At 66.2% G+C, this 12,188-nt stretch carries 13 protein-coding genes; 12 read left to right on the forward strand and 1 reads right to left on the reverse strand.

The window, feature by feature from the left end; genetic code table 11:
• The 12 genes from QM772_RS12080 to QM772_RS12135 all read left to right on the forward strand — a co-directional run bounded on the left by QM772_RS12080 (position 1) and on the right by QM772_RS12135 (position 11,391).
• Complete coding sequence (locus QM772_RS12080) at positions 1-384, forward strand: hypothetical protein (RefSeq protein WP_415136772.1); 384 nt, start codon at positions 1-3, stop codon at positions 382-384.
• 133 nt (positions 385-517) lie between these two features.
• Positions 518-703, forward strand: coding sequence for a hypothetical protein (locus QM772_RS12085; RefSeq protein WP_415136774.1), 186 nt, complete (start codon positions 518-520; stop codon positions 701-703).
• Entirely contained in the window at positions 664-2,040 is a 1,377-nt protein-coding gene (locus tag QM772_RS12090; RefSeq protein WP_415136776.1) for a hypothetical protein, read from the forward strand. Before QM772_RS12085 ends, QM772_RS12090 begins: the two co-directional genes overlap by 40 nt.
• On the forward strand, positions 2,037-2,267 hold the full coding sequence (locus QM772_RS12095) for a hypothetical protein (protein WP_415136778.1): 231 nt from the start codon (positions 2,037-2,039) through the stop codon (positions 2,265-2,267). The genes QM772_RS12090 and QM772_RS12095 overlap by 4 nt, the downstream gene beginning before the upstream one ends.
• Before the next feature lie 292 nt (positions 2,268-2,559).
• Entirely contained in the window at positions 2,560-2,964 is a 405-nt protein-coding gene (locus QM772_RS12100) for a hypothetical protein (RefSeq protein ID WP_415136780.1), read from the forward strand.
• 162 nt (positions 2,965-3,126) lie between these two features.
• Positions 3,127-3,387 (forward strand): helix-turn-helix domain-containing protein, encoded by a 261-nt coding sequence (locus QM772_RS12105; protein ID WP_415139573.1) that lies wholly within the window; start codon positions 3,127-3,129, stop codon positions 3,385-3,387.
• A gap of 433 nt (positions 3,388-3,820) precedes the next feature.
• On the forward strand, positions 3,821-4,828 hold the full coding sequence (locus QM772_RS12110; RefSeq protein WP_415136782.1) for a porin: 1,008 nt from the start codon (positions 3,821-3,823) through the stop codon (positions 4,826-4,828).
• A gap of 441 nt (positions 4,829-5,269) precedes the next feature.
• Complete coding sequence (locus QM772_RS12115; protein ID WP_415136784.1) at positions 5,270-7,111, forward strand: hypothetical protein; 1,842 nt, start codon at positions 5,270-5,272, stop codon at positions 7,109-7,111.
• Positions 7,112-7,343: 232 nt separating this feature from the next.
• Complete coding sequence (locus QM772_RS12120; RefSeq protein WP_415136786.1) at positions 7,344-8,606, forward strand: sensor histidine kinase; 1,263 nt, start codon at positions 7,344-7,346, stop codon at positions 8,604-8,606.
• Positions 8,603-9,289 (forward strand): response regulator transcription factor, encoded by a 687-nt coding sequence (locus tag QM772_RS12125; protein ID WP_415136788.1) that lies wholly within the window; start codon positions 8,603-8,605, stop codon positions 9,287-9,289. Before QM772_RS12120 ends, QM772_RS12125 begins: the two co-directional genes overlap by 4 nt.
• A 330-nt stretch (positions 9,290-9,619) precedes the next feature.
• Positions 9,620-10,402 (forward strand): hypothetical protein, encoded by a 783-nt coding sequence (locus tag QM772_RS12130; RefSeq protein ID WP_415136790.1) that lies wholly within the window; start codon positions 9,620-9,622, stop codon positions 10,400-10,402.
• A gap of 200 nt (positions 10,403-10,602) precedes the next feature.
• Entirely contained in the window at positions 10,603-11,391 is a 789-nt protein-coding gene (locus QM772_RS12135) for a DUF6683 family protein (protein WP_415136792.1), read from the forward strand.
• Between the two features lie 90 nt (positions 11,392-11,481).
• On the opposite strand, the gene QM772_RS12140 is transcribed toward QM772_RS12135, so the two are convergent.
• Entirely contained in the window at positions 11,482-12,168 is a 687-nt protein-coding gene (locus QM772_RS12140) for a GNAT family N-acetyltransferase (protein ID WP_415136794.1), read from the reverse strand.
• Positions 12,169-12,188: the final 20 nt, after the last annotated feature.

Here is a 12,188-nt window from a genome sequence, read left to right on the forward strand (position 1 = left end):
ATGAACACAGACAATAGTCTCTCAAGGCTCACCGGGATGGATTTGACCTCGGTTATGGTCGAAATGAATGCCATTCGATTGCAATTTGTCAAGTACTCACCGAATTCGGACGGAAGCTTCACGGACTCCGCAATTGTTGAAATTGAACACGGTTACGAAGTTGTAGGTCTAAAGCAGCCCGTTCTTCAAGAAAATGGCCTGAAGGAATTTAGAGTATCGGCCTTCCACATCCTTAATTTCATTGGAAGCCAAGTAAAAGAAATAACGCGTGAAATAGATGGAAGTTTGTGTATAGATTTTGATGGTGATCATGTTTTGCGTATCATTGATGGGCAAAACGGATTTGACAGCTTTCATGTCCATCTTCAAGATTTGCAAAACTGATTGATGTAAAAAATAAAATCTGGATTAGATCGCAATTCATGGATGGTCAGGGAATAATCAGAGCCAGATCACGATTTTTCAGGGCAGCGCCCTCGGCCAATACGTCTCCACCGGCCACGTCAGCTTCAGGAGCGTGCTCACCTCCGCGCTGGCCGGCGGCCTGACCGCCGGCCTCACCGACCTCACCGGCCTGGGCCGGAGCACCGCCACCGCCAGCTTCAGCCAGCGCCTGATCGAACACACCGGCCGCGCCACCCTGCAAGGGGCCTCCAGGCGGTGGTGGGCGGGAAGTTCAAGGACGGCTTCGTCAACAGCCTGATGGCCAGCGTGGCCGGCGAAGTCAGCGGGATGCTGAATGCCGAGATCGCGGAGATGAGCAGGAAGGGCAGCCTGAGCGAATCGCAGGCCAGCACGATGAGGCTGCTGGCGCGGGCCACCAGCAGTGCGCTGCAGGTGGTGGCCAACCCCGGGGACCCGGCGGCGGGGTTCGCCAGCGACTTCCTCAATGGGGTCATGGGGGATCTTTCCCGGCGCGGATCCGACAACCCGCTCGTGAACGGTGAGGGCGCCTCGATCCAGCCATCGAAGCCGGCGCCCGACGGTGACATCACGTCGCCGAATCCGTACCCCGTCGGCAGCACCGGGGGCACTGATCCCGCATCGAACGACAGCTACGCGTACTACAACGCCGCCGGCGAGATAACCATCGTAGGCCGGGGTGATACCGGCGACCGCTGGGTACTGGAGATGCTGGAGGAAGTGGCGTCACGCACCGTGGGCGCCACCGTCGGCACGATCGAATCGTTCGGCGAGGCGGCCAGCGGCGCGGCCCGCGTGGCGGCCAACAGCTTCATACAGGTGGGAAGCATCCTCACAGGCGACCTCACCCACGATCATCCCGTCATCCAGCAGGCGTGGCGCGAGCAGCAGCAATTGGGCGAGACCCTGGTCAACGCCATGCTCAGCCCGAGAGAAACCACCAGCCGGGTCATCGAGGCCGTCGTCAACCGCTACGACGCGGCGATGGCGCTGAGCGACCCGTATGAGCAGAGCCGAGCCTTGAGCCACCTGTTCAACGATGTTGGGCAAGCGGCGCTGGGCGCGGGCTACACGGCGGGCAGCCTGGTGCGGCCGGGGGCCGCGCTGGTGGGGGCTGTGGGGGAGAATGCGCTCACAGGGCCGGCGGCCGGGGGAAGAGGTGCTCAGCGGGGAGCGGTAGGAAATTTGAATGAAACCTCGAATACTGGAATATCGGGGAGCAATTCAATACCAGACGCACTGGATTGGTCCCGTGCGAGTCCGAGAACGGGTGGCGATGCTAGAGGGCATGTGACTGAAAATCATGGATCACTGAGCCTTACAAAGCCAAACCAAGGGGTGTTTTACGGGGATCCGATTTTTGTTATAGAAAATGCCTGGTCCGTTGCGCGACAACAATCAATAAATCCAGTTACTGTAGGCAATAGGGATATCTATGTTGTACCAAGGCCAAATTCAGGTTATGCCGGAGGGATGGGTGGTCAACTTGAAAATCTTAACTACGTGACAATCATCACCGAAACTGGAACGACAAGGATCGTGACTGGGTATCCTTCAGGAGGAACCCCTCCTCTGCCTAGAAATTATGAGTCATTCAAGGGGGTAGAAGTTAAATGAATAAAGAGATCTATTTTGGCGAGTGCCCGCTATGCAGGCAAGGTCAATTGGTGGCCGTAAAAAATATGGTCGATTCCAAAATTTTATTAATGTGCGATGATTGCGAATCTCAATGGGCCTCTCCGGAAGCTGTGAAATTCGGCGAAAATGCCCTTAAGGAAGAGGCATTCGATGTTATAAATGCCAGCGCAGAAGATGTAATGGAGGCTAATTGGAATATCTCGTGAGATCTGGAAATTATTGGGAATGAAATAATTAATGGAATGGACGCCCCCACTTGATCGGTCCTGAAGAGCCAAAGTGGAGGTCCGATCAACCACTTGTCATCCAGACAGGAGCGTCCCCCATGCAAGCTACCACCGTTGGCATCGATCTGGCGAAGAACATTTTTCACGGGTAAAAATCTTGATCTGACCCTAATTTCCACTAATTTCCACGAACTTGTTCGAGAGGGCTGGAATAAAAAACTTTAAATTTATCATTACACCATCAGTGACACGTCGTCCATAAGGGGAAATAATGAGTCGAACCGCGTCGTCGAAAGGTCATCTTCAAGATTTTGAGGGGCTTAAAAAACACCGACAGATATCAGGCCTCATTCCAACTGAAGATAGAGAGGTTCGATATATAGAGGACAAAAGCCAAGAGCCATTCGATAAAGTGTTTATAAATCTTGTACGCTATATCAATCCTCCCTTGATGGCTGACGGTGGTGCCCTTATTGATGGTTGCGTGCTTGTGCTTTCCTCGGGGCGTCGATTTCAGGCCATTTCCTATCGGGGGGATATTGATGGATGGAGAAATCAGGTGACGCAAGGCGCTGCCATGTTGAATATTGTTATAGGCTATCTAGAGGATGGCAAACTAGTCCTAACAGATGAAAGCTCTTACTCGATTTCTGAGTGCGTGGTCGAATTCTATTGATAGATGAAGCTAATCGAGATCAGCTAGAGGAGGGGAAATAGGGTCAGATCACGATTATTTCAGCCCGGCTGGGCCTACCACCCCGGCGGCGGCCATGCCGACAACTGGAGGGGCGGCCTCAATTCTGAATTGCAACACCCTCACCGAGGGTACTGCACGCAAATGGGAGCGAGATACGGGCACTTGCAACCAGAAGAGAGAATGACGCTGGGCTCGCTGTGCCAGCAGGGCGGGAACATCCGGGCCATTGCGCGGTTGCAAGGGCGCGGGCCCGGCACCCTCGGCCGCGAGCTGCGGCGCAATGCCGCCGATGGCCGCTGCGCCAGCGCGCCTGCACAGCGCAAGAGCGCGCAGCGGTGCATCGAGGCCCGGCCACTGCCCAAGCTGCGCAGCGACGACGCTCTTTGGTGGCAGAAGTCTTGACCTGACTCTGATGTTCCCCCGGGCGGCGTTGCCGTCGCATGTTCACTGCAAATATCATAGCTGCCAGCGCAAGCCAGACGGGCGCTACAACCGGATTTTGACAAGATTCGCGTGGGTCGCCCGCCATCCACGGGCGTGATGGTGGCGAGGGGGCGGGCGCGTAAAAGCCGGGCCGGCGCGGCGCGGCGCGGCGATGCAATAGCTTGTATTTGCCCGGGGCGTTTCTGTTCCGAGTCGCATCCCGCTACATCTCTTGCGCGGCGTAACGGCGTATGGAGGCGGCTTGTGGCGCGGGCGCCGCAGGGAGTATGGGTGTGCGGCCTACAATGGCCGGTCGTGGCCGGGGCTACCCGGCCGTGCTGGTTGTGGCAAGTGGGCCGCAGCCCGGCGATGTGCACTATTCCTCAAAATCACTGGACGGAGAGAGCCCCAAATGACCAACAAGAACCTCATCACCCTGGCCGCAATGCTGGCCGCCTCGGGCGCCGCTGTGGCGCAGTCGTCGGTCACGCTGTATGGCACGGCGGATGTGGGGGTCGGTAAGTTCAAGGGCGAGAAGATGCGTATGCAGACCAATAACGCATTGACTACCAGTGACAGCTATCTGGGCCTCAAGGGCGTGGAAGACCTGGGTGGCGGACTGAAGGCAGGCTTCCGGTTTGAGCAGGGTCTGAGTCTCCGCGACGGTAGCGCCGACACCCAGAGAGCTGCGCTACCTACTAAAACGATGTTCCAACGCGCTGCCCACATCTGGTTGGGGGGCAATTGGGGCACGGTGCAATTGGGCCGCGCCTACACGCCCAGCCGTAATGCGATGGCTGCTTGGGACTTGACGGGTGTGGGGAACAATTCGATCAATGTTTTGTCCTTTGGCGCCGTGGGGGGTGAAACAGATGAGCGCAATAGCAGCCAGCTTGCTTACAAGACCCCTAATTTCGGCGGGTTCGCGGCGGAAATCGGCTATATTTTCAAGCCGGATAATGGTGGCAACAGTAAGATTGACCTGGGTCTGACGTATGCGAACGGCCCGCTCTCCGTTGGGTTGGCCTACAATAAAACCAAGAATTTGAAGGCCAACTATGCTCTAGGTGCGCAATATCAGTTCGGTATGTTTGCGCTGGCGGCCGGTTATTACCATTCGCGCAATGGATTCTATAATGATGACACGACAGGTGAGCGCATTCCTGGTTCGGTTGCTCGGGCCAATGGTTTTTCGCTGGGCGGCAAAGTGAACTTCGGTGCCGCCAGCGTGGTGTTGGATGTGGCACGCCAGACCAAGGCCGAATATGATGTGGGTGGGGTTAATTACAAGGGTAAAAAATACACCAATGCGCTGCTGGAAGGGCGCTATGCGCTTTCCAAGCGAACCTTTTTCTACGGGAATTATATACGGTACTACGGCACCAATAACTATGGTGTTGGCATGCGGCACGATTTTTGATGCGTCTTAAGCTGGTGCCATTTAAAAATGGGTTTTGGATCTGCTGGATCTGTTGGAGCTAAGCTCCCTGGGGGGAACTCCACAGGGTTGGAAGGCCATTCCCCCGGGAATGAGCTTGGCCAAGAGCATGTAAATCAACCAGCATCCCCAGCTCCGGCCCCGGCGGTCAATGACCCCGGATTGTTGGGGACCAAGCCCCCGGCTACCAGCAATCCCGCTGCCAACTCCAACGACGGCAACAAGCCGCCCGGCACTGCCGCCGATGGCCAAGGGGACGGCAATCCCGCCAACGACACTCTGGGCGGTGGCGAGGGCGCAAAGCCACCCGGGCAACAAGGCGGTGGTCCGGAGATGGATGGGGGTGTAGGTGCCCTCGGGCGTTTTAGCGGCCCGGAGGGTGCGTTGGGCAGTGGTGCGAACTGGCCTCGTTTTGCCACGGGCATGATGCAGGGGCCCAACGGTTTCCCCAACGGCCAGACCTACATTCCGCAGCCCGTGTTCACGCCCGGCTACGTCCCCGGCCATAACCCCAACGCCAACCCCGTTCCAACAAACGTAGCGCCCTACCAGCCGAACCCGGCACCCGGCACCCCTCTGCCCAACCCGCTGCCGCCGCCCGGCACCACGGCCAACACACTGCCACCCCCAAACGGTACGCCCAGCGCGCTGCCGCCCGCGAACACCAACGTGGTTCCCCCGGGCACACCCCAGCCCCTCGCCCAGGTGGTGGCGCCCGCGACGGCGCTGGCCGGCAGCGCCGTCACCATCGGCCCGGCGGGCGCCGCCGGCCAGCCGGCCAACGGCCCGATGACCACGGCGCCGATGACGACGGCCCCGGTGGCCCGGGGCCAGCCAGCGGCCGGCGCGCCCGTGCCCGGCCTGGCGCAGGCGCCGGTGCAGGTGGCGCCGGGCCTGGCCAACCCGCGCGCCGCGCAGGCGGCCGCTGCCGCCATGCAAGGCCCCGGCGTGGGCCAACTGCCGCCCGTGGCGGCCAACCCGGCGGCGGTGCGCGCGGGGCAGGCGCAGGGGGCCTTGCCGGTGGCGGGGCAGGCGCAGCAGGCGGCGGCTGTCGGCGCCGCCGCGGGCCGTGGCGTGCCCACGGGGGTGCAGGCGGTGGCGCAGGCGCAGGTGGCGCTGGCGCAGACGCTGGGGCGGGTGACGGCGGGGCAGATGACGGCCGGCGGCGCCGCCGTGGCGCTGGCGCAGGCGCAGCTGGCGCTGCGGGCCAGCCGGCTGGCGCAGATGCAGATACAGGTGCCTGGGCTGGCGCAGGGCCAGCGCGGCGCCGCGGGCCTGCCAGGGCAGGCCGGGCAGGCGTTGCCGGCGGGGCCGGCGCAGCGCGCCGTGGCTGGGGCGGCTTCTCCGCTGGGCGCGCGGCAGGCGCCGGGCCAGCGGGGCGCGTCGGGCGCGGCGGCGCAGGCCGCGCCGGCACCGGCGCAAACGGTGCGGGCGGGCCAGTTGCCGGGGGGCGCGGCCAGGGCCGGCGGGGCGGGCGAGGCGGGGGCGCAGCAGGCGCCGGTGGGGGCGGGGGCGGCCATGCCGCGGCGGCTGGCGACGGCGCTGGCGATGGCGCCCAAGCTGCGCAGGCGCGGCTCGCACGACCGGGTGGAGAAGGTGGACCGCTTCACCCCGCGCGCGCAGACGCCGGAGATGGAGGACGAGGATTTCTGGGACGCCCTGGGGGACGAGGACGAGCCTTCCTGGGCCGCCGATGCGCCGCCGGACGAGGCGCGGGCGGGCGAATCGGCGGCCGAGGCGGCGGTGCAGCACTACCGCGCGCTGCATGTGTGGCTGCAGGCGAACGAGCGGCAGGTGCTGCTGCGCGAGCTGGCGCTGGGGCGGCGGGTGCTGGTGCTGGCGCCGCCGGACCAGACGCATCTGCGGCTGATGGGCCACGTGTTGTGGCCGGACCCGGCGGGGCCGGTGCGCGCGGCGGGCGCGCGGGGCCGCGCCTGGCCGCTGGCGGCGCGCTGGGCGGCCACGCTGCCGGCGGACGGGAGCTGGCGCGAATGGCGGCTGCGCCAGTGGGTGGACGCGGGGGGGGGCTGGCACGTGTCGGCTTCGCAGCCGGACCGCCACACGCCGCGCCTGCTGCTGGCGGGGGAGGCGCTGGCGGGCGAGGCGCTGGCGGCGACGCCGCCGGCGGTGGGCGAGTACATCACGGTGGCGGAGCCGCGCCGCCTGCGCCGGCTGATGGGCGCGCAGTGGACGATGAGGGTGCTGCGGGTGCCGGTGCCGCTGGATGGCGTGGGCGCGCAGGGGGCGGTGGCCGGGTGCCGGTGAGGGCGATGGTGGAGTGGCCGTTCGGGCGCCTTTTCTCTCCGGTGGGAGGGGGGGCGGGGGGTTGGGGGGTGTTCGGGCGCGGCGCGTGTGGCGCGTGCGCTGCCGCCCCCTCTCCCCGGCCCTCTCCCGCGAGGGGAGAGGGAGGGGGGCTGGTTCTCTACCGCGAGGGGAGGGGCCCGGTTTTGTCTTGCGAGGGGGGGCGCATGCCTGGTGTGGTTTCAAGGGGGGTGGCATGACGGCTGGTAGTGCGGGGGTGCCTGCTTGCGGCGCCGCGCCGCGCCGCCGCAAGGCCGCCGCAACGGCCGCGCCGGTGGCGCCGGTGGCGCTGTGGGAAGCCTTCGACGAGGCGATGGCGCTGCTGCCGGCGGACGCGGCCGCGCCGCTGGCCTGGTGCAGCCCGGCCTTCGCCGCGCGGCTGGCGCTGCCTGAGGGGGGGGCGCTGCCTTCGCTGGCCGGGCTGTGCGCGCGGCTGGAGGGCCTGGCCGAGGGGCTGGCGCTGCTGGCGGGCGCGCGGGGCGCCGCCGCGCGGGCCGGCTGGGACGGCGAGGTGCGCCTGGCGCAGGGCCGGGGCCGGCGGCGGGCCGCGCTGCGCGCCAGCCTGCGCCGCCTGCCGGAGGGCGCGGGCGTGCCTGGCGGCGCGCTGGCGCTGCGCCTGCGGGCGGAGCCCGGGCACGACCTGGCCGCGCGGCGCCACCTGGAGGACCGCGAGCGCCTGCTGTTCACCTCGCGCAGCGTGGCGGTGGGCGAGATGGCGACGACGCTGGCGCACGAGCTGAACCAGCCGCTGGGGGCGGTCACGAACGTGCTGCGCGGGCTGAAGACGCGGCTGGCGGCGATGCCGGCGCAGCCGGGGCCGGAGGCGATGGCGCACCTGGCGCAGGGGGTGCAGCTGGCGCTGGACCAGGTGCAGTACGCGGCGCGCATCATCGGCCGCATCCGCGACTTCACGCAGTCGCGCCAGCCGCGCCGCGAGCGGGTGGATGTGAACGCGCTGCTGAACAACAGCCTGACGCTGCTGGACTGGGAGCTGCGCCGCCACGGGGTGCAGCTCTGCATCGACCTGCGGGCCGATACTTCGGCCGACGGCGGCGCGCCGGTGGCGGGCGACGGGGTGATGTTGCAGCAGGTGCTGGTGAACCTGCTGCGCAACGCCATCGATGCCATGGGCGGCACGCCCGCCGGGCAGCGCCGGCTGGCCATCGAGAGCCGGCTGGACGACGCCGGGCAGCTGGAGATCGCCATCGCGGACACTGGCAGCGGCATCGACCACGGCGCCGCGGCGCAGTTGTTCACGCCGTTTTTCTCCACCAAGCCGACGGGCATGGGCATCGGGCTGAACATCTGCCGCAGCCTGATCGAGCTGCACCAGGGCCGGCTGTGGTTCACGCCCAACGCGAAGCGCGGCTGCACCTTCCACATCGCGCTGCCGCTGGCCGGGCCGGACGAGGCGGGCCGGCTGCCGCGCTTTCTTGACGCCGAGGAGCCTGTTTCATGACCGCCGTTCCCGCCGCCCGCAGGCTCTACCTGCTGGACGACAACGCCGACTTCCGCGCCACCGCCAAGTGGTGGCTGAGCGGGGCCGGCTACGAGGTGTTCGACTTCGAGGACGCGCGCCTGGCCCTCGACGCGCTGAAGGCGCTGGCGCCGGAGGAGATCGCGCGCGCCTGCCTGCTGCTGGACGTGCGGATGCCGGTGATGAGCGGGCTGCAGGTGCACGACGAGCTGATCGCCTGCGGCGTCACGGGCGCCAAGGCGCGGCCGGCGCTGCCGGTCGTCTACATGACGGGCCACGGCGACGTGCCGCTGGCCGTCAAGGCGATGGAGAAGGGCGCGGTGACCTTCCTGGAGAAGCCGTTCCAGGACAGCGCGCTCGAATCCGCCCTGGCGCGCGCCTTCGAGCTGGGCGGCGCGCCGGCGCGCGCCGACCTGGCCGTGGCCGTGGGCGAGCCCGCCGAGCCGCCTTGCCTCGAGTACGCGCGCCGCCTGGCCACCCTGAGCCGGCGCGAGGTGCAGGTGCTGGAGGGCGTGGTGGACGGCAAGATCAGCAAGGTCATCGCGCGCGAGCTGGACATCAGCACTAAGACGGTGGAGCTGCACCGCAGCCACGTGATGGCCAAGATGCAGGCCGAGTCGCTGGTGCACCTGACCCGCATGGTGGTGGCGCGGCGCGTGTCCTGAGGGCGGGATTTTGGAATACTCCCGGGTAGTAGCATGGTGCTGTCGCCCGGGTGGCGAGCGCTGGCGGCTGCCGTGTGCCGGAGTATCCGTGGGCCGTGCCGTGCGTATAGGTATCTCTACTAGCTGGTGTCGTTACTAGCTGGTGCCGTTACTAGCTGGTAACGCCCTGGATGGCGGATGGCGCGGGTTGCGGGTTCAATCCACCCATCAAGCGATTCGGCTTCATTCAAAGAGTTGCTTGACCGCCCGAGGGGAAGGGCCCCGAGGAGCGAACAGCGTGAAATCAACCATCCCGGCCCGCAGGGGTCATCTGGAACAAGGAGCAGGAAAATGGGTGCAGCAGTCGGATTCGTGGGTGCGGTGTTTGGCGGCGGCGCCGGTGGTCTGCTGGGCGGGCTGCTCGGCGGCGGCGGCATCGGCCAGTTGCTGAGCGGCTTTCTGGGCGGTGCCGAGGGCGCCGGCGGTGCCGAGGGCATCGGCAAGGCCCTGGAGGGCTTCGCGCCGGCCAACGTGCTGAACGCCACGGCCAACCTGATGAGTTCCGTCATGGGCAACAGCGCCAAGCAGGCGACCCAGACGCTGGCCAGGGAAGATGGCCTGCCGAAGTTCATTCAGGAAGAAATCAGCAAGGCCATCGACAAGGTGCTGAAGGAAAACCAAAAGGCGACCGACCCCGACTGCCAGAAGGCGCTGGACGACGCGACCAAGGGCGACGCCGACAAGACGACGGAAGACCTGGTCAAGCAGCTGATCGACAACGTCCGCAAGCAGCTGAGCGAGGAGTCCAAGGAGGCCACGGGCGAGAGCAAGGGTTGTGGCAAGAGCGGCAAGAAGTCGGGCGGCAGCTGGTTGCAGGCCATGGCCAAGGCCATGGGCGAGGTGCTGGGCCAGAAGGCCGGCGAGATGGTCAAGCTGTCGGACAAGATCTCGTCCCTGGCCAAGGAGGCCCAGGGCCTGGAGGGCGATGACAAGGAGCAGAACGCCAAGGAAATGACCGCCGCGCAGACCGAGCTGCAAGGCGTGAGCCAGGAGTACAAGCTGCTGACCGAAACCGTGAGCTTGGTGATCAAGGGCATCGGCGAAGCGCTGTCCACCATGGGTCGCAGGCAGTAAGCGCCTCGGGCTTGCGTCAGCAGGCAGGCAGGCAGGGCGGGCACCCTGCCTGTTTTCTTTTGGGTGGCTGGGTTGGGCGGCGCGCGGCCCGTCCTTTTGTTGCAGCCATTGCCTTTGGATACGTCGCGTCGAGGCCAGGCGGCCCATCCGCTTTCTAGACTGTGGCGCCAACGAGTTTCATCATCGAGGGGCTGCTTGTCATGCGAACTTGCTCGAATCGCTCCGGCTGGGCCAGGCCACGCGGCCTGTGCGCCGCCCTGGCCGCTGCCGGCGCGCTGGCGCTGTCGGCCACGGCGCGGGCGGACATCGATTGGAACTCCGCCGACTGGGGCGGCTTCAGCCCCAATGCGCTGAGCTACTGGTCTTATCGCGACATGGGCGATCGCAGTGCCAGGAAGGTGCTGGAGTTGTCCAACAAGCGCTCGTCGCGCGAGAAGTCCAGCAAGACGCCAGCGCATCAGCCGTCGGCGCTGAGCACCGCCGGCAACGTCGCCGCTTCGGGCGCATTCGTGGATGAGCGCGGCATCGAGCAGTTGGCGCGCCTGTATCCGCGCGATCAGTTCCAGGCGCGCAAGAAGCAATACACGCTGATCGTGCAGAGCTTCAACCAGAGTGTGCGCAAGCTGTATGGCCTGCCCTCGAACAATCTGGCGACCGGCATGGCGGTGGTGGCGGCGGGGGCGTACTCGGCGTACCACAACCAGCGTTTTCCCGACGCCTGGGTCAGACCGCTGTACCAGCAGATGAAGGAGCTTCTGCTGCAGGATCCCAGGGTGTCTCAACGCCCGGCGGCGCAGAAGGCGGTCGACTACCAGGTCATGGTGGGCACGGGCATGGCCATGATGCTGGCCCAGGCCGAGTTGGAGAAAGCGCCGAACGCCGACACCCGCGCGCAGTTGCGCCGCGCCGGCGCCGAGACCCTGCGCACGCTGTTCCAGGCCGACCCTGGCAGCGTGACGTTCACGTCGGCGGGGCTGAAGGCGCGCTGATTCATCTCATCGCCGCTGCCGCCGGCGATGAGATGACGAGCCGCCTGCCGTGCGCGCCGGCCGATACGAACTCACGCGCCCGGCGGTTCTTCAGCCCATGCCGCGCACGCGCCGCAGCCGCTCGCGCCGGGGCAGCGCGTGCCAGCCGGCCCAGTGCGCCCGCTCCAGCTGGAAGCGCGCCGCCTCGTGGCCGCTGTAGGGCGCCAGGCCGGCGCCGGCGAAGCCCAGCACGCGCAGGCAGTGCGCGGCCGAGCGGTTGGCCGGGTCGCAGTGGCCGAACACGCGCGCGCGGCCCAGGCCGGCGAAGGCGCGCGCCAGCAGCCATTCGCCGCCGTCCAGCGCCAGCGCGCCGCCCCAGGCTTCGGGCAGCAGGCGGGCGCCGATCTCCAGCTCGCCCGGCGCGTCCATCAGGTGCACCAGGCTGAACCAGCCGATGAAGCGCCACGTGGGCGCCTGCACCCGCGCCAGCAGGGCGTCGTCGATCTCGCCGGCCGCGTGGGCGGCGCGCGCCTCGGCCACGCTCTCCGGGTCGGGCGGCACGGCGCGCTCGGCGCACCAGATGCCGGTGCCCTCGTGCCGGCGGTAGAAAGCCTGCATGCCGGCGATGAAGCCCTGCGCCGCCCGTGGCTCGTGCAGCGGGTGGTCGTCCACCAGCAGCGCGCGCACGCGCGGGTCGTGGTGCATGTCCACGATGTCCTGCGCGTCGTGGGCGGCGAACTCGCGCAGGCGCAGCCGCGCGCTCGCGGGCCAGGGGGAAGGGGGCAGTGGCGGCGTCATGGATGCAGTTTGCTACTTAA

Source organism: Ottowia sp. (assembly GCF_047601385.1).
In the GTDB taxonomy this organism is placed as follows: Bacteria; Pseudomonadota; Gammaproteobacteria; order Burkholderiales; family Burkholderiaceae_C; genus Ottowia.